This window comes from Thalassospira profundimaris (assembly GCF_003326795.1).
GTDB lineage: Bacteria > Pseudomonadota > Alphaproteobacteria > Rhodospirillales > Thalassospiraceae > Thalassospira > Thalassospira profundimaris_C.
This window is the reverse complement of record NZ_JPWI01000008.1, coordinates 124,618-147,859: the sequence shown is the minus strand read 5'-3', so window position 1 is coordinate 147,859 and position 23,242 is coordinate 124,618. Positions and strand designations below refer to the sequence as shown.

Sequence of the window (23,242 nt, the reverse complement as noted above, 5' to 3'; positions counted from 1 at the left end):
ATATCTTGTGCGCGGGCAGCCGCCCCCATGCCATCGCCGTTGCGCCATCCTGCGGCAACCTGATCAACTGTCTGAAACGCGGCGATTTCCGATCCAAGACGGAAAAGACCGACACCGATCAGAAGCCCCGCGACCAGGACAAGGAAAGACTTCATGATACCTGCCCGCTTTTGATTGCCGTGGTATTTGCCTTGCCATAGGCCGGGCGCGGCACCACTCCGTTCAAAACAATCCCCTCCGGGATCACATCGACTGTTCGAAGCTGATCAAGCGCCTCGGCACTATCGCGACGTTTGCTTTGCCCTTTGCGCAGAACCAGCAGCCTGACATCAGCCAAACGCAAGGCAACCAGCCCGTCGGCAACTGACAGGACCGGCGGCGTATCAATGATGATGTGATCAAACTGAAAACAAAGCGCCTTGATAATCGCGGGCAGGCGGTTTTCGATCAGCCCCGTGGCAATATTGCCCGGCACCGCCAGTCGCACCCCCAGATGACAGTAGCCCGGCGCATCCTTCATCGCGCCAAACACATCCTCAGGTGCGATATCCCCCGATAATATTGGCATCAGATCGGCAAACACACCCGCATGCCCCCGCATCATCGCCGGATCATGAAGGTCCGCATCAACCAGCACCGTCTTGCCACCAAGGGCGGCAAGCTTGGCTGCCAATGCCTGCGCGATATGCGATTTGCCTTCCCCGGTCTGGGCCGATGCAATGGCAATGACCTGTCCCCGGCCAGACCGTTCCGAACGGTTATCTGATTTTTGATCAAGGAGACGCATCAATACTGCTAAATGGCCTGTTGCCTCGTCACTCGCACCTGATGATTGTTCGGTGCGCACGGATGGTCCTGTATCCGGGATCCGGGCATAAAGCGGAATACCCAGCATGCTTTCGGGTTCGAAACCATCGCCGATGGTTTGATCAAAATAATGCCGAAGCAGGGCGGCAATCATCGCAGCAAACAGGGCGACCATAACCGCAAGCAACAACAGGTCGCGTCTTGCCGGAAATTCTGCCGCAACCGGCAATGTTGGTGATCGCAGGATTTCGGCATCGCCCTTAAAGGATACCAGTTCGCGACGCAGCCCCTGAACCCGCTGCCCCAAATCCTGAAGGTTATCACGCGCCATGGCGACTGCGCGCACCAAGGCAGCCTGTCCCTGCATGCTGGTATGGCGGTCACTCATGCGCGCCTGCCATTGATCGCGTTGACGTTCGATCAGGTACAGTTTTTCCTGCGCATTGATCAGGGCACTTCCCATTTGATCGGCAACCGATGTTGCCACGGTCATCAGTTCCGCGCGCAGATCATCAAGCTCACGCTGCTTGCCTTGCATAAGCGGATGTTTGGGACCGTAACGCTGATCAAGTGCAAGGAACTCCTTCCTTTGTGCGTCATACCGCGTGGCAAGTTGCGCCACCATCGGATGGGTCGCGACATCGGGAATGGTCAGAAGGTCCTCAAGACGGTTTGCACCGTCACGCTGAATTGCCGCCAGTTTGAGTGCCGCCACATCCTGCCCGATTTTCTCGGCCTGCTCATCAAGGGCATAGATGCGGTCAAGCATCAGTTTGCTTTCGTCAGGATCAAGGACACCGGCACGTTGTTGCCATTCCGACAAGTCGCTCTCGCTGGTTTCAAGTTCTGTCTGCGCACGATCAAACTGACCCGTTATTTCGGCAAGTTCGATCCTAAGGGACCGCTTTTGCCGGTCCTCGCGTTGCCAGACATAACTTTCGACAATGGCGCGCAGAACCGACTGGCTAAGCGCCGGATCACCGGATGCAAAGCTGACCGAAATTACGGCGGAATGACCGATGCGCTCGGCCTTCAACCCGGCATGCAGCTGATTGATCAGACCTGTTTCATCTGGGTGTGGCGAGGTCTGTGATTGTCTGGCCACCACATCCTTGAACAATCCCCTGTTCGCCTGCCCCGAAACCAGTCTGGAAAACATGACAGGCTCCCCGCGCAAAACCGACAAGGCGGTCGAAAGCGTTTTTTCACTTCCGATCTCGGCAATGACCGTTTCAATATCCTGCGCGGTCAATTGTCCCTGTCCTGTCGGCCCGCCATCCTTGAGCTCCCCCCGGGTCGGGGGCATTGATGATGCCAACCCGATCTCGGCACTTGCACGATAGTCAAATCGCCAGTTGGCAATCACACCAATTGATCCAACCAGCACAAGAACAAAGGTCAAAGCCGCCACTCCGCGCCGTTGCCAAAGAATGGCAACCAGATCACGCAAACTCGGGTCAAAGCTGTTTGCCAGTTTTTGTGTCATCGCGGGCTTGCATCCCCGACAATTGCAACATCAGCATCGCGCTCATCAATCAGGGCACCCCAACCACCTTGTTCCGGAGTGCTTGTCGGGCCCTGACCATAGACAAGATCAAAAACCCGGATGACCCGGCGATCGACATTCTGAACGTAAGTTTCCGGTTGATCGACAGACTGAGACGGGACTGCATACGAGACCGGCAAGGTCGGCCTTGTGTCAAAGTCATCATTCCTGAAGGCACGATCATGGAAAACGCGTGCTGCAAATTCCGGGGTACTATCGGCAATCATTCGGCTAAGGCGGCTTGGTTCGGGATGCAGGCCCAGCAACTGTTTCAATGTCCCGCCCAGAACCGTTTCGACCAGAAAGCTGTTTCCACCTGCCGCTGTCAGGACAACCTCGATCACTTTAAGCAAAGTCAGGATCGCGGCATCTGCTGTCTGCCAGTCAATTTCCGTCTTTTCGGGATCGACAGGCACATCTTCGACCTTCCCAAACAAAACCAGATCGACCAGCTGATTGATGATGACCTGTATATCTTCGGGATCGGATATCGCCGCGATCCGGCTTTCGATCCATGCCTGCGTTGCCTCGGTATCTGATGTTGTCAGATTATCCGGAACGACAATTTCAGAACGCCCGTCCGTACCCCCCATCAGGATCAGAATTGCCGATACGGCAAAAGCCATCTTTACGGCCCAGTTTCTGAACCTGGTTGCCTGAAACTTTATGACGGCGGGAACAACCAGCCTGGCAAAGGCAGTCAACCCGCAAGCATAACGTGGCAGCATGTATCCCGGCTGACACAGGATACGCCAAAGAAATTCCATCCCGGTCCTTTGCCAGATAGCCGGTGCACGCCTGATCCGACCGGCCAGAACATCAAATGCTCCACCAACACCCATGGCAAAGCCGCACCCGGTCAGATCGGCATAGCGTTCGATAAACAGCTCCTTGCGCGGGGATGGCAATGCGACAAACAAGACATCAGCACCGCTTTGCCTGACAATTTGCGCAAGCTTTGCATCATCTTGTTCATAGCCATGATGCATTCCGGCAATCAAAAGATCCGGGTGACCGGCAATCAGTTTGTCCTTAAGCGCGACCAGGACATCTTGTCGCGCCCCCAGAAGGAAGACACGCAGACCTTGTTTTGCAAAGCGTGGCAGCAAATCCGCCATGACATCAATGCCCGCAACACGCTCGGGAACCGTGATACCCAAAAGCCTTGCCGTCCAGACAATGCCCATACCATCGGCATTCAGGCTATCGGCATTGGCAAGTGCGTCAAACAGCTGCCTGTCCGCAATTGATTGCGGTAATTTCAAAGCATTCAGGGAATGTTGCCGGAAACACGAAACATGCCCGGTTCGATGGCGATGCACCAACCGTTCGCAGATATCAGTACAGAGTTGGTCACGCCGCCGCAGATCAAGGCGCAGTCCAAATAAAGCCGCTTTCCCCTGTCGCATTCATCATCCCCGCCAGCCCCGTTCTGACCGCCCGGATATCCAACCAGATTGCTTTTTTATTGTGTGTCCCTCGATACTTGTGCCGAAGAACAGGCGTCACTTAATTCATTGATATCGATGGTAACTTATGATTGAGTTAACAGCAACAATAGCATCTTGGGGTGATTGTTCCGGTGAAAGTAACATTGCTGACAAACCTTGTTGCCCCTTACCGGTTTGCCAGTTATTGCGCCCTGCATCAGCGCGCCTGTAATGCCGGTGGCGCGTTGACGGTTATCTGTACCAGCAACACAGAACCCCAGCGCAACTGGCCGGAACGCACGCCCCCTTTCTCACAGCAACATCTGCGCGGACTGCATGTTCATCTTGGTGAAAATCGTCTGCTGACCATCCCGTCCGGGATCTCTGATGCAGTTCGATCAACTGCCCCGGATGTGTTGGTTCTTGTCGGATTTGGCATCGCCCAGTGGCGGGCATGCAATTGGGCCGCCAAGGCCGGTATTCCGGTTATCGTGCAGTTTGATGGCTGGTCCGGATCGGACGATATCTATAGCAATCCCATTCGCCGCTATATCCGCCGTCACATGTTGGAAAAGGCCGATGGATTTATCGCCGCCAGTATGTTGGGCAGGCACTGGTTTGAACTGCAGGGCGTTTCAGATAACCGCATCCTGATCTCGCCAATCCCGATATCTTTCTCCGTCAACGGGGATAGAGAACTTCAATCACATCGCAGATTTGACGACCGCGAATATGATCTTCTGTGGTGCGGGCGGACGACAACGCGCAAGGGATTTGGATGTTTTCTTGAGATTGCCAGTGCTCTGATTACTTCCGGGACCATCAGCAAGATCGGCATCATTGGCTGCATCGATACAGATCGAACCAAATCCGAGCTGCAAAATTTCGGCCTTCCTGATCAGATCGATCTTTATCCTCAACTGCCCCCGGATCAGCTTCAGGCATTTCTTGCCAATAGCAAACTTTGCCTGTTTCCAAGCCAGAATGATGCCTATGGCCTTGGTGTGATCGAGGCGATTTCTTGCGGGGCTGTTGCACTGGCAAGTGATGCGGTTGGTTGCGCACCTGACATGCTTGATCCCGATGAAATCCTGTCCGCGAACGTGTTGGCGAACTGGGTTCGCGCCTGTCAAAGACTGCTCGACAATCCCGCTATTTGGGAGCAAACCCGACAAAATCAGGCGTCCCGAATAACGCAAAACACCCCGACACATCATGCCGAAACCCTGTGGCAGGCGATCAATCAGGCAGTACAGAAACCCGCAGGGGTAAGGCAATGGAACTGATCCGGCCTGTATCCCGACCACAAAAATCTGCCCCGACCGTATGGATGGTCAGCCGGGTTGATCAGGCAGCCATTCTTGCATCCCATCTTGCCCGTCACAACCGGCTGATCCGTTGGGACAGTTTCTGGCGGCATGACGGAACCGGCCCCCTTACCCCGGCCAACCGTCTGACCGATCCGGTATTGGCCAAGGTTTCCGGTCGACATCTGATCCCCGATCTTCTGGCCAAGGTCGCGCGCAAAATTCATCTGCCGGCCTATAATCTTTATTCGGATGTTCCCCTTTCGATGCTCGCAACCCTGCACGCCCCGAGAGCCGATATTTTTCATGGTCAGGGCAATTACAGTCTACCCGCCATGCAGCGTGCCAAGGCCCGCGGCATGATAACCATCGCGGATATTACCGGCCAACTCGCCGAAACCCGCCACAAGCAGTTGGGCGAGGAATATGCATCCCATAACCGGACCTATCGCGAAATTTCCGGTTTTCTTTCCCGTCGAAGAACCAGGGAAGCCCTTTTTGCCGATGCCGTATTTGCGCCATCCGATACGGTTGCGGGCGGCCTTCTTGATTGCGGCGTCGAACCGCAGAAGATTTTTCTGGTTCCCTTTCTTTCACCGCATTGCCATGCACTGCTCACCCGCGCACGTCCTGAGCGACAGGAAACCGTCATCCGTGTTCTATATGTCGGCAATCTGTCGCTTGCCAAGGGGATCGCGCATCTGCTTGACGCTTGGTCCTCCTTACGCGTGACATACCGGGTGCGCATCAAACTGACTTTGGTCGGGCGGGTTCAGCCGTGCGCCCGATCACTGATCGAAAATCTTCCCGATGGATGTGAATGGCTTGGTCCCTTGTCGCAAGACAAGGTCGCAGAGTTGATGCTGGGCTCGGACATTTTCGTGTTCCCCAGCCTGTCGGAAGGCAGCAGTCTGGCCGTGATGGAGGCCATGGCAGCAGGTTGTTGTGTCATCAACACCTTTGATGCCGGAAGCCCGGTGGTTAACCATATATCCGGCCTGATCATCCCGCCGCGACATTCCGGTGCAATCACCACTGCCATTTCCGCAGTGATCGAAAATCCGCAGATGCGCAAAAGTCTGGCGCAGTCTGCCCGCGATCAGATTTCGGAAGATATAAAGACCGGCTATGGCAACCGGGTAGATGCGGCCTATGACGCCGTTTTATCGCGTAATGGATAAAGTCATCAGCATCGTTGCAGGCAATCTTTTTCCACTGTGGCTGGTCGGGGCAAACCTGATTGCGCGGCTGGGCGGGATGATCATCCTTCTATTGATCGGGCACAGCTTTTCCCCGGAAATCTTGGGCAGCTATTTTGCAATGCTGGCAACGGCCGGGCTTGCCGTCACCGCAACCCAGGCCGGAAGTGGCCCGCTCCTGATCCGCCTTATGCAAGGTGGCGCATTGCCCAAAGCCTTGTTTGTTGTTGCGATCAGATTGCTGATTGCCGGGCTGGCTGTATCGACCCTTGTAAGCAGACCTGAATTCGAACTCAATATGCATTGGCCGTTTCTGATCATGCCGGTTGCAGCAGCCCTGTCCCCGGACTGGGTGATCGCAGCACGAACGGAGTTTGGCCGTCTTGGAAAAATTGCACTGATCGCGCAGGCAACCGGCATCACCTTCGCCGTCATTGCAGCGGAACAAACCAACGATTTTCTGTTGTTTACCATCGCCCCCGTGATCTCTTTTACAGCATTTTTATCAGCCATATTTCTGGCCCTTAGGCCCACCACATCGCGACGAAAACCCGTCAATGCAGATGCGCTGGATATTCGACAAAGTATTGGCCTGATCGGCTTCACCCTGCTTGCGGGTTTTTTGCCCAATCTTGATTTCGTTTTGCTTGGCAATGATGAACACAGCCTGTTCCTTGCTCAACGCATTTTCCTGTTTTGTGGCGGCTTGATTGCAGCCATTTCCGCGACATTGTTTGCCAAACAACACGGCGGACTGGCACGTGATTTATGGCTTTTTGTTCCGATGTCGCTGGTCTCACTGGCATTGCTTGTCGGCCCGGATCAGATAGCAAACCTGATCTATGGATCGCCTGAGGCCACGCTGATTTCAGTTCTTCAAAACGGCGCGTTCTGGCCATTGCTTCTGGCACTTGTCACCCGGCAATGCCTGATCTTGCAGGAAACAGCTCGTGCTGCTGGGGTGGGATGGTTTCTTCTTTTCATGCTTGTGGGTTCAGCGGCCATTCTGCCGAACCATCAGGACACAATTGAGCTGATCATCACCTGCCAACTTCGCCTTGCCGCGATCTATATCGCCCTTTCTGCTTTCCAGTTTTGGTCCAAAGGTCGTGAGGCCCGCTTATGACCAAACTCGATGTCAGGATCGCAAATAATCGACTGGTCACCGGGCAATTTGGTGATGTCAGGTTTTCGAATTGGGGCGTTGAATGCTCTGACCGTCATTCCTTTGTCACCCTGACGGATATCGCGCGCAATGCACACCAGACGGACGGCGTCTGGCATCTTGCAGGCGGACGTCTCAAGATCGATCTGGAAACAAGACTGATTGAACCTGACGTCCTCAGCATTCAGGCCCGATTTACCGCACTTGATGACATCGCCCTTCAGGATGCTGTCGTCCGCCTTGTCTTTGACAGGCAGGGTATCGACCATGGCGTGATCGCCGACAAAAAATACCGGCACACCAATAGTGATAAATACCGTCTTCATTCCGTTGATCACGCTCAACTGACCAGCACATCAGGCAAGCACGTGTTGGTCACCCTCAAAACTGCCGATGGCGCGGAACGATTTGCGCCGTATCTTTACCTGCGGGATCGCGATGATCACTGGATCATTCATGCCCGGTTGCTACCACTGGAACCGGTTGATCATGTCTGGCTGCGCTGGGCCAATCGGTTTTTCACCCTCTCAGCTCCCGATTGCCTTGCCCGGCTGCTTTGGCATTTCGGTCCGACACGCAATTTCCTGTGGCGTCTTCGCGAACGGATGGGGCGAAACTGGCCCGAATTTCAGGCCATACCGCTTAATAAAATCAGGCGTGGCCAGTCCCTGTCGCTGGAGGTCACATGTCACTTCCGCTAACCCCAGATGATATCACCCGGCGGTGCAACAGACTGGCGCGGATCATCGCCGATGACCTTGCAGACCGGCAGACCCGCGATGGCAATTTCCCGCTCCCGGAGTTTTACGCAAAGGGTTTTGCATGCGCCCTCTGGACGGAGCTTGATGCGCATCGCTACAAGAAGAACATAAATCGCGCATTTGATGCCCTGATCGCAGAAGTTCCAGATCGGACATATCATCGCGAATTCATCAAATATGCCCTGCTCGCCATTCCCGGCTTAAGCAAAGAAACCCGTAACAGCATCCTTAAAAACGCGCGCAATCTGGCCCCTGACGTCGCGAACTGGCAAATCCTTGGGCTAGGGAACCATCAGGCAAAAGCTTCCAGCTTTTTCAACAAATTGCTTGGACTTCTGCATACGGGTTTCATTCGTTATCGTTACTGGCGTTCACCCGTTTTCCTTGACCGCCCCGGATGCTTTTCAGCGCAATATCACGCATTTTGCGCAGCCCTGTTTTCGGACAGTCCGACCCCTTCTGATCGGGTCATTGCGTCAAATGCAACCGGATTGATCGCCGCACTGGTTGGGGATCATGGTTATGCCAATTTGCTGGGGCGTGGTGCAGGACAAAGCTTTGGCGCTGTTTGCGCGCTTTATGTTCTGATGAAACACGGGTTCTCCCCACAGGCGGAAGCCGTCCTTTATCGACTTGAAGAAGCCATCCTCAATGCTGGCACAATGCCGCTCAATCTTCTGACGGCAAGGCCATTACCTGAAAATCCGGGCCCGGCGAACCCGCAAACACCGGGCTGGTACAGCTATAACCGCCATGATGACTATCTGGCCTTTGCAGGATACTGGTTACACCGGGCAGCGACCCTCAAACCCGCTGATTCGCCAGCCGGGCAATCCATTCAGTCACAACTGATATTTCTGAAAACCACCCAATCCTATCACGTCCAAATGGCCCTTGTTGGAAAGCAGTCCTTCGACGTTTCATCATCGCCCGTCATTATCGCCGGGCATGGGCAGGATGCGATATTGCTTCTGCCCCCGACGGGTGGGGAAACGGATCAGCAAAGCCTTTATACCCCCACGTCCACCCCGTTACCGATGGCCTCCGACGGACAGGTCGGCCTATTCCAGAAGGCCCAACGCGTTTCCAAAACGGAAGTCCGAATACAATTCTCCCTTGCCGGAAAACAGGGGTCCCGAACCCTCACCTTTGCCGATGACGAAATCTGCATCACGGATTGCTGTCCCGACCCTGTTTCCGGGAAACCCGACCTGTTTCGATTGTTATTCAACGGCGAGCTGGGCCTTGCCCGTATTTCAGATCATGAGCTTTTTGTTGCAAGGCTGGGTGTCCGAATTCACTGCGATCACCCCATTTCGATTGATCAAAACGATACCTACACGGCTGCCGGACCTGCGCAGCGCATAACGGCGCCGGGTTGCAATCTGGCAAAACTTTCGATCCGTTGGGAGACGCGCCATGTCTGACGCGATCACCGTCGTCACAACGGTTTATAATGGCGAGGGCTTTCTGCGATCCTGGGCCGACAACCTGCAATCTGTCCTTCGGCCGATTGATCGTGCTATTCTTGTTGATGATGGATCAGATTGCCCTGTAGCACTGCCTGAGGACCTTGCAAAGGATCATCGTTTCAAGCTGATCACCTCTGCACGGATCGGGCGGGGTGCGGCGCTTAACCTTGCCATTGAAAACAGCTCGACAGACCTGATTGCCATTCAGGACATTGATGACATTTCGCTTCCCGACAGATTGGCACAACAGGCAGACATTCTTGCCAAATATCCTGAAGACCTTGTTTTTGCGCGCTCTCTGACGGATCGAAACACCCTGTTCAACGCGCGCCTCCGCAAGATTAATCCAGCGCGCTTGTATCTTGGCAATCGCCTGCATCATTCGTCCCTCGCCTTTCACCGTCGCGTCTGGACCAAAGCAGGCGGATACGCCACCGATCTTCGCTGTTGCATTGATCTTGAATTCTATCTGCGCGCAAGCATCCATGCCGGTGCGACCTTGCGGCAATTAACTGCGCCCCTGATCAGTCGCAACCTCGATCCGACGGGGCGCTATTTCGCCACCATTGAACCGGATATTTATGACGCCACGCGACGCAAGGTTCTTGATCAATATCGCCCGGAAATAGCCAGCTCTCTGTGGTTGCTGCTTGCACGTTTTCGCAAAAGACGGGGCGGAACAAACGCATGAGCAAGCGCGCCAAGATTATCGCCATGGTACAACTCCCGCCCCCCATGCATGGGGCTGCGAAAATGAACCGGCATGCCATCGACGCCCTGTCACGGGTGTTCGATCTTCATGTCATCGAGATGCATTTTTCAAAGGATTTGTCCGATATCGGTCGCCCGACCTTTGGCAAAGTTTTTCATGCCATATGGCTGGCGCTTCGCCTGATCTGCGCCCTGCCTGCCAGCCGGGCATTTTACATATGCTTTGCACCACGTGGTGCGGCCTACTACCGCGACAGCCTTTATGTCCTGATTACCAAACTGTTTCAGGTTCCGGCCATCATCCACCTGCATGGGCGCGGGTTACCCGCAATGCGACAAACGCGTTTTTCCGCATGGTTCCAGAAAGGGGTCTTCTCCGACCAAACCGTCATCCTTCTTGGCGAAACACTGCGTTCAGAAATCACCGGTCTGAATTGCGCAAGCACCATCATTGCCAATTGCCTTGATGATGATGCCTTCGCCAAGCCCGTATCCGAGCACTGGAAGCCCCGGATACCCTTGCGGATATTGTGGCTGTCCAACCTGTTTCGCGCCAAGGGCCTTGAAACCCTGCTTGCAGCATGTGCTCTTCTTGATAATCAGGACGTCGCGTTTGAACTCACCATTGCCGGGGCAGCTGGCGACATCAATCCGCCGATGCTGCGCGAGTTACTGCACAGCTATGGCATCGATGCCAATACCCGATATATCGGCCCTGCAACGGCACATGAACGGAAGATTTTGTTCCGGAGCACCGATCTGTTCGTCTTTCCCACCAACTACGCAAACGAAGCACAGCCGCTTGTTGTGCTCGAAGCCATGGCTGCGGGTATTCCGGTGATTACAAGTGGCATCGCAACCCTTCCGGAATTTGTCATCCATGGCCAAACCGGTTGGCTTTGCAGGCCAAATAGCCCAGAAAACCTTGCCCAAACCATCATCGATGTGACCCGTTCAGCAGATACAACCCATCAGGTACGGGTAAATGCGCGCTCAGTCTGTGAAACCCGTTTCACACGCGACCGCTTTACAAAGGAAATCATATCCACCATTCGGAATGCGATGAGGTGAGATGAAATAAGTCACCTGACCTCTTCACAGGGTGATCAAACCATCCCACAATGACGCCAATTCAGTAGATCGAGCAGAAACACATGACCCGCGATGAGTTCAATGCCTTTTGCAAATCCCTGCCCCAAACCACCCATGTGGTTCAGTGGGGTGGTGCCGATGTCTGGAAAGTTGGTGGCAAGGTCTTTGCCATTGCCGGATGGACCAAAAACGAGACGCTTGGCATCACTTTCAAGACATCTGAAATCGGCTATGAGGTTCTAAAGGAAATGCCGGGGCTGCGCCCTGCCCCCTATCTGGCATCACGCGGGATGAAATGGATCCAGCATTATGACGAGCCCGGACTTGGGGATGATGATCTTCGTGATCATATCAAAAGCGCGCACCACATCGTCGCCAAGGGTTTGACGAGAAAGCTGCAGCGCGCGCTTGATCTTTATCAGGATGAATAAGCGAAGGTCTTGAACAGGCTTACAAACGCCAAAGGTCAATACCGGCCGGAACCGCATCGCGCGGCAGAACCGCCCGAACGTCGGCAACAAAGCCCTTGCCATCTTTCAGAAGACCCTGAACCAAAGGCCAGCCCTTGGCGACATATTCCTTGTGCGATACCGCAAGAATAAGCGCATCCGCCGGTTTCAGATCAGCATCACCACACAGCTTGAGGCCATCAAACTCATGGGTGACTTCCTCGGCATCGGCATGAACATCATGAACCTGTACCGTGATACCGGCATCTTCAAGTGAACGGATGATATCAATCACACGCGTATTGCGGATGTCAGGAACATCTTCCTTGAAGGTGAGGCCAAGGACGGTAACCGTCGGGTTCCTGGTTGCCCCTTCACGCAGGAGTGCGCGGATCACTTTATTGGCAACAACCTCGCCCATCCCGTCATTCACACGACGACCGGCCAGAACCACCTGCGGGTAATAGCCGAGTTCTTCGGACTTGTGGGTCAGGTAATAGGGATCAACACCGATGCAATGACCGCCGACCAGCCCCGGGGTGAATTTCAGGAAGTTCCACTTGGTCCCGGCGGCTTCAAGCACATCACGGGTATCAATGCCTGCGCGATCAAAGATCAGGGACAATTCATTCATCAGCGCAATATTCAAATCACGCTGGGTGTTTTCAATCACCTTGGCGGCTTCGGCGGCCTTAATCGTCGGTGCCTTGTGAATACCGGCGGTGACAACACTGCCATACACATCGGCAACAATATCAAGGGTCGCCTGATCCTGACCCGATACGACCTTGGTAATCGTGGTGAAGCGATGTTCGCGATCACCCGGATTGATGCGTTCTGGCGAATAACCGACCGTAAAATCAGATCCGGCTTTCAGACCAGAAAGTTCTTCAAGGATCGGAACGCATTCTTCTTCGGTCGCCCCCGGATAGACCGTGCTTTCATAGACAACGATGTCGCCCTTTTTAAGGATGGCGCCAACGGTTTTTGATGCGGAACGAAGCGGGGAAAGGTCCGGACGGTTTGAGCTGTCAATCGGGGTCGGGACCGTCACAATATGGAAATCCGCCGCACGCAGATCTTGCGGATCTGCAGTCAATAACAGGTCCGCAGCGGCAAGCTCATGATCATCGACTTCGCCCGTCGCATCATGCCCGGCTTTGAGCTGCGCAATGCGTGTCTTGTTAATGTCAAAGGCAACAGTTCGCCCTGTCGCGGTCCCGAATGCAACTGCAACCGGCAATCCGACATAGCCCAAACCGATAACTGAAACCTTACGCCCGTGGCTCATTGCTCAACCCTTACAAGATATGCTGAACTGACTTCTAGCCAGCCCCCGTCCAACCGTCAATAATCGAGATCAAATAGAAACGGGGCACCAAAGTTTTTGGTGCCCTGTCTGAAAAATCAATGTGCGACGGGCCTTAGCCCTTCACAACAATATTGACCAGCTTCGGGGTCGGCTTGGCGATGTAGATCACCTTGACGATCTCTTTGCCTTCAATATGACGGGCAACGTTTTCGTCTGCCTTGGCAAGGGCTTCAACCGTTGCCTGATCGGCATCGGCTGCCACCATGACGGAACCGCGTTTCTTGCCATTGACCTGAACCGGGACTTCGAACTCGTCATCCTTGGCCTTCTCGGCATCGTATTCCGGCCAGTCGAACCTGATCACCGACTTCCTGGTCCCGAATTCATCGGCTGCCATCCGGCTCATCAGCTCTTCACCCAGATGCGGGGCAAACGGAGCAACCATCAGGGCCAATGCCTTGGCATGGTCATCATGAACCGCATTCTGCTTGGTCAGCGCATTGGTCAGTTCGATCAATGCCGCAATCGCCGTGTTAAGGCGAAGATCGGCAATATCGCCGGTGACCTTGGCAATGGTCTTGTGCAGAAGCGTTTCGATCTTGCCATCAACGTTATCGGTCCGTTCCATCTGGGTCGTGACTTTCCAGACGTTGGACAGGAAACGCATCATGCCGACAATGGCATCGGACTGCCATGGCTTGGAGCTGTCAAGCGGCCCCATATACATCTCGTACGTTCTGAACGTATCGATGGTGTACTGGTCGCAGATTTCCTCGGGCGGGATACCGTTCTTGTAACGCTTGCCCATCTTGCCCGGAACCGTAATCAGGGCCTCGTTGGTTTTGGCGTTGAACGGTGCCTTTTTGCCGTCAACATCGCGCATTTCAACATCATGGATATCGACATAAACGCCACGCGCATCGGTATAGGCATCGGCCGTAATCATGCCCTGGTTAAACAGTTTCTGGAACGGCTCAGGGGTTCCGACATAGCCAAGATCAAACAGAACCTTGTGCCAGAAGCGCGAATACAGCAGGTGAAGAACCGCGTGTTCCGCCCCGCCAACATAAAGGTCAACCGCGCCCGGAAGCGCCTTGCCATCCTTGTCCGTACTATTTGCCCAATAGGCAGCCGCATCGTCGGAGGCAAATTTCACATCATTTCTGGCATCGAAATAGCGCAGATAATACCAGCAAGACCCCGCCCAGTTCGGCATGGAGTTGGCATCGCGTTTGAACGCGCGTACTTCGTAATCTGCACCATCATGGGCGTATTTTGAGCCGACCGCAGCATCCACCGGAAGAACCGAACCATCTGAAAGAACAATCCCGGTGACTTCCATCCATTCCTTGGCGCGCGCCAGTGGCGGTTCTGGCTCGGAATTGGGGTCTTCGTTCGATTGCGGTTTGAAATCGGTCATTTCGGGCAGAACAACGGGCAAGGCCGCCTGCGCAATGCCGTGAACCTGATCGGTTTCCTTATCAAACAGAACAGGGAACGGCTCGCCCCAGTACCGCTGACGCGAGAACAGCCAGTCGCGCAGTTTATACTGCACACGACCACGACCAATGCCCTTGCCTTCCATCCAGTCGATGATTTTGGCCTTGGCATCGGGGGTCGAAAGACCGTTGATTGAAACCTCGTCATTGGAGGAATTGATCGTCTCGCCAATTTCGGTCTGGGCAACCTTGAAGCTGCCCGGCTCTGCTTCATAGCGTGCGAGCAACGCTTGCGCATCCAATTCACCCGCATCCGCCGGCGCATTGTCCTTAAGCCAGCTATCAGACGGCTTGGTGGTTGCCTTGATCGGCAGGCCGAATTTATGGGCAAATTCAAAGTCGCGCTGATCGCCAGCCGGAACCGCCATGATCGCGCCGGTGCCATAGCCCATCAGGACATAATCGGCAATCCAGACCGGGATTTCTTCACCCGTGACCGGGTTGGTCGCATGGGCACCAATGAACACACCGGTCTTTTCGCGTTCGGCATCATCCTTGGCCGAAACGGCCTTAAGCTCGGACGCCTGCGCACGATAGGCAGCAACATCGGCCTTTTTGTCGTCCGCGCACAGCGCATCGACCAGCGGATGTTCGGGTGCCAGAACCATATAGGTCGCACCGAAAATCGTGTCCGGGCGGGTGGTGTAAACGGCAATCTTGTCTTCAGAACCGTTCGAAAGTTTGACCGGGAAATTGACACGCGCGCCAACAGAACGGCCAATCCAGCCCTTCTGCATTTCAACAACACCGTTTGGCCAATCCAGCCCTTCAAGATCGGCCACCAGACGATCGGCATAATCGGTAATGCGCAACATCCACTGTTTCAGCGGGCGCTTGTAAACCGGGTAATCACCGCGTTCGGACTTGCCTTCGTTGGTGACTTCCTCGTTCGACAGAACCGTACCCAGCATCGGGCACCAGTTGACCGGAACTTCATCGACATAGGCCAGACGCCCGCGATCAATCGCACGGTCGATTTCCTTGCCTTCGGCCTTAACACCTTCGCCGATCACGGCTTTGGGCTGCGGCACGCCATCTTCGTCCAGCAACCACGCACCACTTTCAAGCAACGGGCGCAGCTCGGCAATCGGGCGGGCACGGCCGGAAATGGTCTGACCCTGCGGGCCTTTCCATTCAACAGTCGGATCATAGAAGCTGTTAAACAGCTGCAGGAAAATCCACTGCGTCCATTTGTAATAGTCGACATCGGTGGTGGCAAAACGACGATGCGGATCATGGCCAAGGCCGATCACCTGCAACTGGCGCAGCATATTGTCGATATTGGCTTCGGTCGTGATGCGCGGATGCTGACCGGTCTGGATCGCGAACTGTTCTGCGGGCAGGCCAAAGGCATCAAAGCCCATGGAATGCAGAACGTTATAGCCACGCATGCGTTCGAACCGCGCCTTTACGTCGGTCGCGATATAGCCAAGCGGGTGACCGATATGCAGGCCAACCCCACTTGGATAAGGGAACATATCAAGGATGACGCTTTTCTTTTTGGACGCGTCAAAATCGGCATCGCCCGGGTTCGGGGTACGATAGGTATCGTTTTCCCGCCAGTAATCCTGCCAGCGCTTTTCAAATTCCCGCGCACTTTCCTGATAGTTCGCCACGCTCTCTCAACTCCTGCATGTCGGGGCCCGTGGTCGGCATCGGGCGCCGGTCCAAAACCGCGCCTGCCATACCCAACCGGGTTCAAAAATAATCTTAAGCAGTGTTCATAAGCGGGCTTTGGCCCGCGTGCAACATCAGATCGACTGGAATCAGCGGAAATACAGACGATTTTCGCAATCCCCCATCCGCAATTTGCAAGGCGGCATTGCAGCCCCATCAACCCGCGCTTGCGTGACAGGACTGGATTTTTCACCTGCGCCATGCCATATTAGGGTCACGGATTTATCAGGCAACCGGTCGCGCATGAAAATGCCACGCGGCTTTTGTCTGGCGAAAGTGCTGATCGCAAACGATTTGTGTGTGGCACAGCTCTCAAAGATCTCGTCCAGGGAGGACGATTATGGATATCACCATTGGTGGCCTCACGTCCCAGCAGTCCGGCGCGTCCTCGCGTTCGGCCCAGTCCTATTTGCCCGGACAGAGTGACTCTGAAAAGACCGGCAATAGCGGCACTTCGGCCTTTGCGGCGGCGACCTCTGTGTCGCTGTCATCGGGTTCTGCCAATCGTCTGACCGCTGATCAGGTTGTCTCGGCAATCAATGAAAGCCTGTCCTCGACCGGGATTTCAATTGGCAATGTTGATCCGGGCGATTACACCCCCGAAGCTGTTGCCGACCGTATTCTTGCCCGTGTTGGCGATCTGATTGCCGCCAATGCCAGCTCGGAATCCGAAGCCCGCGACATTTTCGACAAGGCCAGCGAAGGCATCCAGAAGGGCCTTGATAATGCCCGTGAATTCCTTGAAGGCCTTGGTGCGCTCAATGAGGAAATCAACGGCAATATCACCGAGACCGAAGATCGCCTGAACGAAGGCCTTAAATCGATCGAGCAGCGCCTGACCGAACTGTTTAACAGCAGCGCATCCGAGGAAGCCGCCGAGGCATCGACCCCGGTTCGCGATGAACAGGTCCTGCAATCGCAGATCACCCAGACCGCACAGGCAAGTCAGGCCTATGCCGAAGCTGGCACCAACGCCCAGCGCAATGCGCCGCGTTATGGCACCACCGGCTAACCCATCCGAACATTCCGTTCGTACAAAAAAAACCCGGCTCCAATGGAGCCGGGGTTTCCTTTGCCTACTAAGAGATAAGCTCTTTGAGTTTCGCTTGCGCCGGAACACTAAAGTTCCCAGCCAAAAACTCGTCAATGCCGAACTTCTCGTCCCCCTCAGTCACCGACAATCCGTTGACCCGCACATGGTTCCATTTATGCAACACATGCAAACCTTCAGTATCCTCAATCAAATACCACCAGTCCTCGTATTGCCCCAAATGACCAGATTCTTTTTTATGCAGCAGTTTTCTCACGCAACTTCCCCATCGCCGTATGCTTTCTCTGCCTCAATCTCGGCAACGTCATCCTCAAAGTTCAGAATCAGTTGGATTGGGTTACCTTTTGAACGGCTGTCATTGAAATGATCAACATCCATCTTCAACTGATAACTGTCACGCACGATACCTTGACGGCGCTGTTGAAACGATTTTTCCATGAACGAGCGCGGAGCTCGATCGATATCATTCCATAACGCCAGCTGGACGCCGCCCCTATTTTCTCGCACGCAATGCTTGGCTCTATAGTGGCGGCCTTGCTCATCAACCCTGATTTCTTGGCGCAATGCTTCCGACATCTCTCTGCCAAAAATCTTTGCTATGTCTTGCGGTCGAGGCGCCCATAAACCACGTTCTACAGCCCAATCAAAACACTCTCGGACTGTATGCGGTTCTTCACCGTTTTCGACTTCGTATTGCCGCCAAATTTTTCTGAGTTGCTCTTTGTAGGTCATGCCGACGCTTATAACTCCAACGTTACTGTTTCATCCCAACCATCAACCACATTCAAACCTTTGAGCTCTCGGATCAGTATTCCTCGAACACCACCAACCTTCGCGCTCATGTATTTTCGCAAGAAACTCCACTTCTTCATTGCGAACTGCAATTGCCCGACAACGATTGCCGGGTGCACCTCCAGCCGCCTCGAAAACCCGACAACATCTTTCTCGGAGATGTAAGGACTCTTCCTGGCAATGAAGGACATCAATTGGTCTTGAGGCACACAGAATTCAGAAGCAGCAGCATTCGCAAGACGCTCTTCCTCCACTATCTCATGACTTTTTTCTGAGTTTTGATCATCAATGTTATCAATTGCAGTGAACCCCCGCTGCTTCCCATGCTCCTGCAAGACATGTTCGATCTCATGCCTCAACACGAACCAGAAATTGTCCACGCGGTCGTAGCGAGTTGTAATAGCAACTACAGGCTGATCATCGAGCCAAGTGCAAACACCGTCGATCTTCGCCTTCGGCAAACACTCGACAATTACAAACCGAACACCACACTGCGCCAAGATATTGTAAACACTAGACACATCTTCGGTATCCCCCATCAGTTGCTTAAGCTCTGGAAGCGCTGAAACCAACCTATCTCTTGAATACGCAGGCACATCTAATTGACGCGCGACTTGCCGGACCCTGTACAACCAAACAAGCTCCTCAGCAGTTGGCAAGTAAGGTTCCGTTTTCCTTGCTGCGTAGCCAACTACCTCTACGTTGTCGTTCAAGAACGGTATATCGTTCAGATCGTTCTTTTCAAAAAAACGCAACATCTGAACATCCAACAGCGAGGCATCACTTTCTTCAATCCATCCCCTTTTGAGCATATCGCGGATTGGGAAAACAGACTGCCAGTGCGCTCGCTTACGCACATCAGGATGAGAAACCTGAGCCTTGGAAAGTTGGTATTGGCTCTCTAGATTTGTAAAGAATTCAGCAGGCATACTGAAGGCTTCTCCCAAAAGGAACGCCATGTCTGCTGTAATGCTAACTTTACCTGACAGGATAACATTTAATTGCTGAACAGACTTCCCCATAACAAAAGCTAAGTCTGACTGGGCCCAGCCACGAGCTTCCAACTCAGCTTTGATGTAAAATCCGGGATGCTGTACTTCGGGTAAAACATCAGAAGTCATTAGATGCATTCCAAATTCTATTCACCAACATCATTTCTCGGTCATTTCGCACAGCTTGAACCATCCCCATTCTCCAACTACCATGCAAAGAAACTGAGCAACAACCATCCCCGAGCTCTGGATCTGAACGATAACCCAAGCTCCGCCAATTGGTGAGATACTCGCGCGCAGGAACAGCTTTTATCAGCAAGAACTTCTCTCTAGCCGACCTGATTACTTTAACAGGCACCTGGGTCCGCAGCACGGAACCATCACTATGCAGAAATTCCAGTTCAGGATTCTCAATTACAATTTCCATTTTGGTAAACTTAACTCACCTAACATCGCCCGTCAAACCAATTTAAATACGATGTGTTTAAATTGCCTTTCATCATGATTTTACTGGGTTTATATCAGCGAATTTTATCTTACGGGGTTACTTAGCACTTTCCAATCACTCCGAAGGATAGCCCAAGCCTCCCGTACACAAACTCAATATGAAGCATTACTTAACTGCCCTGACAATCTCGTTTTCTCAACCATAGGCCGCTCCCCAACCCGCCCTCTGATCATCTGCAACCCGAAACAATTTCTTTCCAGCAAACTGAACCCGGGCAAAAGCATCCTCGGCCATGAAACCAGAAACAAACGCCATAAAGGTCGCAAGATAGGGGCTGATATCAACCTGCCCGGTGCAATCCAGCCCGCCTTGGGTCAGCATCAGCATCCCGGCTTCGGTAAACAAGAAGATCGCCTTCGCGGCGATAGTTGCCACTGGCTCAACCTATGAACCACAGATAAAAAAGCCCCACACTTAAGGGTAGCCTGAAATTAAATCGTTTAATTTCAATAACTTAATTTGAATCAATTCTTTCCCTATACACTTGTACTATCCGGTTGGCTGGTCTATTTTGATAAATAATAAACTGCTCATGTAGAGCAGATCACATTCTGTGACTTTCGAAACGCCTTGCTTGTTCAGGTAGGAACTGCGACATGGCTTTGAACATCATTTCCAACTATGCGGCGAATCTTGCCCATCGGAACCTTTTGGCGTCCGATGCATCGGCAACGCGTTCGCTTGCCAAACTTTCATCGGGTACGCGCGTGGTTTCTGCGCGTGACGATGCGGCCTCGATGGCCATCGGGGCGCGGCTGAATGCCACGGCCCAGGCACTTAAAACTGCCACCGTTAACGTCGGGCAGGCCAATTCCATGCTGCAGATCGCCGATGGCGGCATGGCAACAATTGACGATATCCTTGTTCGGATGAAGACGCTTGCCGTTCAGGCATCGTCGGGCAACCTGTCCGATACCGAACGCGGTTTTCTCAATGATGAATTCACCCAGCTCCGTGACGAGATTGACCGTATTTCATCCTCGACCAACTTCAACGGCATTCAGCTGCTGGGCGATGGCGGCGATGTGTCGGTCAATTATGCCAACCTCAATTCCGCTGGCCTTGCCGAAGACCTTTCGCCTGCCAACGGTTTTGATAGCATCGGCATCACCGATAATAATTACTGGGCAACAGATGCCAATAATAACGGTGTGACCGACAACCAGTTCAAGCTGCATTTCGTCAAGGTCGGCAATACCGTCATGCTCAATGTGTTTACGACCATTGACGGTGCCACCGACCGCGAACAAAGCATTGATGTGACCGATTTTGCCACCGGCGGGACAAGGGCCCTGACGGCAGGCGAAAAGACGACTGTCAATTTTGACGAGCTTGGGCTGACCTTTGATCTCAACCACAATATCAGCACGATCATTGCCAATGCCATCACCCTTGGTTCTGATGGTGCCGGGGCTGATGGTTATGCCACCGCACAGGTGATCGGTGGTGGTGCAACGGTCGGCGACAACAGCACTGTTCAGATGCTGGCCGATAATGGTCAAAAGCTTTCGGACAATATCTCGTTCCAGATCGGGGCGGGAAATACATCCAATGACCGTCTTGCCATCTCCTTCCAGTCCGTTGACAGCAGCGCGCTGGGATCGGGGGCAACCGGCACCGAAGACGGGCTTGATGATCTGGGAGCCAACGCCATTTCAACTGCGGCCAATGCCCAGAACGCGGTCGAGGTTGTCACGCGTGCGATTGATGATTTGCAACGCGCGCGCGCCAATGTCGGCACCTATCAGAACCGGCTGGATTTCGCAGGGCAAAACCTTGCGACCATGCTTGAAAATGTCGAAGAAGCCCGCTCGACCCTGCTTGATCTTGATGTCGCTGCAGAGATGACCAACTTCACCTCAAAGCAAATTCTGGTTCAATCAGGCGTCGCCATGCTGGCCCAGGCCAACCAGATGCCGCAAAACCTTTTGCGACTTCTGCAGGGGTAAGACCCCACTACCCAAAAGTCCCAACGAAAGGAAAACCGGCGCGCTGTTTCGCCGGTTTTCTTTTGCCTGAATGCGATGCCTAAGCCATTGGAATATCAGGGCCCTTTCCCCCGTTCTCATCGGCCGTAACGCGAAAGATTTTCTTTCCGGCAAACTGGATACGGGCAAAGGCATCCTCGGCCATAAAGCCCGAAACAAAGGCCATGAAGGTCACAAGATAAGGGCTGATATCGACCTGCCCCGTGCCATCGGGCCCGCCTTGGGTTAACATCAGCATCCCGGCCTCGGTAAACAGGAATATCGCCATGGCAGCCGCTATCCCCTCGCCGGTCAAAACCAGCAACCTTGCCACCGCCGCCCAGCCATTTGCCGGTGCCTGCCGCCCGTCCCTGATCGCTGCCGGTGCAATAACATCCAGATCCGCATCCTCATTCGCATGGCCCTCGCGGCTGGCCTTGGCAATCGGCTGTGTACGTGCTGCGAAATTATCGCGGGTAAAGGCCACCACTGCGCCAAGCCCACCTGCGGCGATTGTGACCAAAAGGGTCAACATGATGGTCGGCAACTGAATAAGGTAAAAAAGCGCATTGCCGACCGGATGGGCAAAAAGTGCGACCAGCGCCCTATATTCCGGCCCGCCTTCGCGCTCAAGGCGTTCGATCTCGCGACTGGTCTCGGCAATTTCGGCTGTCAGGTTGGATCGCAACCGGTCCTCATGGTCCTGCCCGGACCGGATATTGGCCCATTCGATCTGCGCCCGCACGCTTTTGGCATCAAACGCCTTGGCCGCCGCACGCACAGCTTCGACCTCACGCGCGATCTGTTCCTCAAAGGCCGGGTCGGCATCAGCACCAAATTGCAGGCCTTCCAGAACCCTGCGCAACTCGACCATGACCTGAACACCAGCCGCCCGGCGTTCCGCATCATCGCCTGCCTCGCCGACCGGCACATCAAGCAATCCCAGCGGAACCGTATTTTCCCACGGATCGCCGCCCGCCTCGCTGACAAGGCCCGAGGCCTCCAGATCCGTGACAAGTGCAAAGGCCCGGTTGACCGCATCACTTAAACCCGCGACAAATCCCGGATCAAAGGCCGCGCGGTTACGCATCACGATATCGCGCAAACCGGCATATTTGTCATAGGCCGCCCACCAGCCCGCAATCGCCTCCTTGCGCGCCAGAAGCCCGACCCGCATATCCTCGGCCGAACCGGCCTCAAGCATGCGCAAATCACGCTTTGAGCGCCGCAAATCCTGGCGCAACTCGGCCTCAAGATAACTTTGAAGAACAATCCGCTCGAGCTTGCCGGGCGTTGACGCCCCAAGCTCCCGCCCCAGAAAATCGCGCTGGATATCGGCGGTAAATCCGGCGAACAGGATCGCCACGAACCCGACATAGAGAACACAGGTCAGGGCAACCAGAATGCCTGATCCGGCAGCTTTCCGTAAGGTAATGCGTTGTTCAGGTGCTTCGACCATGCATCATGTTCTCCATCGACACTTTATATCGACGGACAAGTTCTGC

General features: G+C 54.0%; 19 protein-coding genes. 10 read left to right on the top strand and 9 right to left on the bottom strand.

The genetic code is table 11. The features are described 5' to 3' along the window. Nucleotides 1-151: 151 nt before the first annotated feature. On the bottom strand, nucleotides 152-2,293 hold the full coding sequence (locus tag TH30_RS13425; RefSeq protein WP_114098605.1) for a GumC family protein: 2,142 nt from the start codon (nucleotides 2,291-2,293) through the stop codon (nucleotides 152-154). After that, nucleotides 2,290-3,762, bottom strand: coding sequence for a WecB/TagA/CpsF family glycosyltransferase (locus TH30_RS13420; RefSeq protein ID WP_114098604.1), 1,473 nt, complete (start codon nucleotides 3,760-3,762; stop codon nucleotides 2,290-2,292). Before TH30_RS13420 ends, TH30_RS13425 begins: the two co-directional genes overlap by 4 nt. 173 nt (nucleotides 3,763-3,935) lie before the next feature. On the opposite strand from TH30_RS13420, the gene TH30_RS13415 reads away from it, so the two are divergent. The 8 genes from TH30_RS13415 (at nucleotide 3,936) to TH30_RS13380 (ending at nucleotide 11,921) form a co-directional block, all read left to right on the top strand. Then, on the top strand, nucleotides 3,936-5,069 hold the full coding sequence (locus tag TH30_RS13415) for a glycosyltransferase family 4 protein (RefSeq protein ID WP_147252002.1): 1,134 nt from the start codon (nucleotides 3,936-3,938) through the stop codon (nucleotides 5,067-5,069). Continuing rightward, complete coding sequence (locus TH30_RS13410; RefSeq protein ID WP_114098602.1) at nucleotides 5,060-6,271, top strand: glycosyltransferase family 4 protein; 1,212 nt, start codon at nucleotides 5,060-5,062, stop codon at nucleotides 6,269-6,271. Before TH30_RS13415 ends, TH30_RS13410 begins: the two co-directional genes overlap by 10 nt. Then, nucleotides 6,243-7,415, top strand: a complete 1,173-nt coding sequence (locus TH30_RS13405) for a hypothetical protein (protein ID WP_147252001.1) — start codon at nucleotides 6,243-6,245, stop codon at nucleotides 7,413-7,415. The genes TH30_RS13410 and TH30_RS13405 overlap by 29 nt, the downstream gene beginning before the upstream one ends. Next, a complete protein-coding gene (locus TH30_RS13400) occupies nucleotides 7,412-8,155 on the top strand; it encodes a hypothetical protein (protein WP_114098600.1) in 744 nt (247 codons plus the stop codon). Before TH30_RS13405 ends, TH30_RS13400 begins: the two co-directional genes overlap by 4 nt. Then, the gene (locus TH30_RS13395) at nucleotides 8,140-9,642 is read left to right on the top strand and encodes a hypothetical protein (RefSeq protein ID WP_114098599.1); all 1,503 of its coding nucleotides are present in this window, start codon (nucleotides 8,140-8,142) and stop codon (nucleotides 9,640-9,642) included. Before TH30_RS13400 ends, TH30_RS13395 begins: the two co-directional genes overlap by 16 nt. After that, complete coding sequence (locus tag TH30_RS13390; protein ID WP_114098598.1) at nucleotides 9,635-10,378, top strand: glycosyltransferase family 2 protein; 744 nt, start codon at nucleotides 9,635-9,637, stop codon at nucleotides 10,376-10,378. Before TH30_RS13395 ends, TH30_RS13390 begins: the two co-directional genes overlap by 8 nt. After that, the gene (locus TH30_RS13385) at nucleotides 10,375-11,469 is read left to right on the top strand and encodes a glycosyltransferase family 4 protein (RefSeq protein ID WP_114098597.1); all 1,095 of its coding nucleotides are present in this window, start codon (nucleotides 10,375-10,377) and stop codon (nucleotides 11,467-11,469) included. Before TH30_RS13390 ends, TH30_RS13385 begins: the two co-directional genes overlap by 4 nt. 83 nt (nucleotides 11,470-11,552) lie before the next feature. After that, a complete protein-coding gene (locus TH30_RS13380; RefSeq protein ID WP_114098596.1) occupies nucleotides 11,553-11,921 on the top strand; it encodes an MmcQ/YjbR family DNA-binding protein in 369 nt (122 codons plus the stop codon). 19 nt (nucleotides 11,922-11,940) lie between these two features. Here TH30_RS13380 and TH30_RS13375 read toward each other — a convergent pair whose 3' ends face one another. Both TH30_RS13375 and TH30_RS13370 read right to left on the bottom strand, forming a co-directional pair. Then, nucleotides 11,941-13,230 (bottom strand): nucleotide sugar dehydrogenase, encoded by a 1,290-nt coding sequence (locus TH30_RS13375; protein WP_114098595.1) that lies wholly within the window; start codon nucleotides 13,228-13,230, stop codon nucleotides 11,941-11,943. Between the two features lie 133 nt (nucleotides 13,231-13,363). Then, nucleotides 13,364-16,366 (bottom strand): leucine--tRNA ligase, encoded by a 3,003-nt coding sequence (locus TH30_RS13370; protein ID WP_114098594.1) that lies wholly within the window; start codon nucleotides 16,364-16,366, stop codon nucleotides 13,364-13,366. A 401-nt stretch (nucleotides 16,367-16,767) separates the two neighbouring features. On the opposite strand from TH30_RS13370, the gene TH30_RS13365 reads away from it, so the two are divergent. Beyond that, nucleotides 16,768-17,439, top strand: a complete 672-nt coding sequence (locus TH30_RS13365; RefSeq protein WP_114098593.1) for a DUF5610 domain-containing protein — start codon at nucleotides 16,768-16,770, stop codon at nucleotides 17,437-17,439. A 67-nt stretch (nucleotides 17,440-17,506) separates the two neighbouring features. Here the strand turns inward: TH30_RS13365 and TH30_RS13360 are convergent, their stop codons facing one another. The 4 genes from TH30_RS13360 to TH30_RS13345 all read right to left on the bottom strand — a co-directional run bounded on the left by TH30_RS13360 (nucleotide 17,507) and on the right by TH30_RS13345 (nucleotide 20,145). Then, nucleotides 17,507-17,734, bottom strand: a complete 228-nt coding sequence (locus TH30_RS13360; RefSeq protein ID WP_114098592.1) for a hypothetical protein — start codon at nucleotides 17,732-17,734, stop codon at nucleotides 17,507-17,509. Beyond that, nucleotides 17,731-18,210, bottom strand: coding sequence for a hypothetical protein (locus tag TH30_RS13355; RefSeq protein WP_114098591.1), 480 nt, complete (start codon nucleotides 18,208-18,210; stop codon nucleotides 17,731-17,733). Before TH30_RS13355 ends, TH30_RS13360 begins: the two co-directional genes overlap by 4 nt. Before the next feature lie 8 nt (nucleotides 18,211-18,218). Continuing rightward, nucleotides 18,219-19,391 carry a helix-turn-helix domain-containing protein gene (locus tag TH30_RS13350; protein ID WP_181850285.1) on the bottom strand — a complete coding sequence of 391 codons (1,173 nt, stop codon included), beginning with the start codon at nucleotides 19,389-19,391 and terminating at the stop codon, nucleotides 18,219-18,221. 514 nt (nucleotides 19,392-19,905) lie between these two features. Continuing rightward, on the bottom strand, nucleotides 19,906-20,145 hold the full coding sequence (locus TH30_RS13345; RefSeq protein WP_114098589.1) for a hypothetical protein: 240 nt from the start codon (nucleotides 20,143-20,145) through the stop codon (nucleotides 19,906-19,908). A 221-nt stretch (nucleotides 20,146-20,366) separates the two neighbouring features. Here TH30_RS13345 and TH30_RS13340 point away from each other — a divergent pair, with 221 nt between their 5' ends. After that, nucleotides 20,367-21,719 (top strand): flagellin N-terminal helical domain-containing protein, encoded by a 1,353-nt coding sequence (locus TH30_RS13340; RefSeq protein WP_114098588.1) that lies wholly within the window; start codon nucleotides 20,367-20,369, stop codon nucleotides 21,717-21,719. A 79-nt stretch (nucleotides 21,720-21,798) separates the two neighbouring features. Here TH30_RS13340 and TH30_RS13335 read toward each other — a convergent pair whose 3' ends face one another. Beyond that, nucleotides 21,799-23,196: a hypothetical protein gene (locus TH30_RS13335; RefSeq protein ID WP_114098587.1), complete on the bottom strand. Its 1,398-nt coding sequence runs from the start codon at nucleotides 23,194-23,196 to the stop codon at nucleotides 21,799-21,801. Nucleotides 23,197-23,242 lie beyond the last annotated feature (46 nt).

What these genes read in the sequence shown, in the direction of transcription:
- TH30_RS13395 (WP_114098599.1), top strand. Translation starts at nt 8,140, where the DNA reads ATGTCACTTCCGCTAACCCCAGATGATATCACCCGGCGGTGCAACAGA.
- TH30_RS13390 (WP_114098598.1), top strand. Translation starts at nt 9,635, where the DNA reads ATGTCTGACGCGATCACCGTCGTCACAACGGTTTATAATGGCGAGGGC.
- TH30_RS13380 (WP_114098596.1), top strand. Translation starts at nt 11,553, where the DNA reads ATGACCCGCGATGAGTTCAATGCCTTTTGCAAATCCCTGCCCCAAACC.
- TH30_RS13375 (WP_114098595.1), bottom strand. Translation starts at nt 13,230, where the DNA reads ATGAGCCACGGGCGTAAGGTTTCAGTTATCGGTTTGGGCTATGTCGGA.
- TH30_RS13365 (WP_114098593.1), top strand. Translation starts at nt 16,768, where the DNA reads ATGGATATCACCATTGGTGGCCTCACGTCCCAGCAGTCCGGCGCGTCC.
- TH30_RS13420 (WP_114098604.1), bottom strand. Translation starts at nt 3,762, where the DNA reads ATGCGACAGGGGAAAGCGGCTTTATTTGGACTGCGCCTTGATCTGCGG.
- TH30_RS13335 (WP_114098587.1), bottom strand. Translation starts at nt 23,196, where the DNA reads ATGGTCGAAGCACCTGAACAACGCATTACCTTACGGAAAGCTGCCGGA.
- TH30_RS13350 (WP_181850285.1), bottom strand. Translation starts at nt 19,391, where the DNA reads ATGACTTCTGATGTTTTACCCGAAGTACAGCATCCCGGATTTTACATC.
- TH30_RS13425 (WP_114098605.1), bottom strand. Translation starts at nt 2,293, where the DNA reads ATGACACAAAAACTGGCAAACAGCTTTGACCCGAGTTTGCGTGATCTG.
- TH30_RS13400 (WP_114098600.1), top strand. Translation starts at nt 7,412, where the DNA reads ATGACCAAACTCGATGTCAGGATCGCAAATAATCGACTGGTCACCGGG.
- TH30_RS13385 (WP_114098597.1), top strand. Translation starts at nt 10,375, where the DNA reads ATGAGCAAGCGCGCCAAGATTATCGCCATGGTACAACTCCCGCCCCCC.
- TH30_RS13405 (WP_147252001.1), top strand. Translation starts at nt 6,243, where the DNA reads ATGACGCCGTTTTATCGCGTAATGGATAAAGTCATCAGCATCGTTGCA.
- TH30_RS13340 (WP_114098588.1), top strand. Translation starts at nt 20,367, where the DNA reads ATGGCTTTGAACATCATTTCCAACTATGCGGCGAATCTTGCCCATCGG.
- TH30_RS13355 (WP_114098591.1), bottom strand. Translation starts at nt 18,210, where the DNA reads ATGACCTACAAAGAGCAACTCAGAAAAATTTGGCGGCAATACGAAGTC.
- TH30_RS13410 (WP_114098602.1), top strand. Translation starts at nt 5,060, where the DNA reads ATGGAACTGATCCGGCCTGTATCCCGACCACAAAAATCTGCCCCGACC.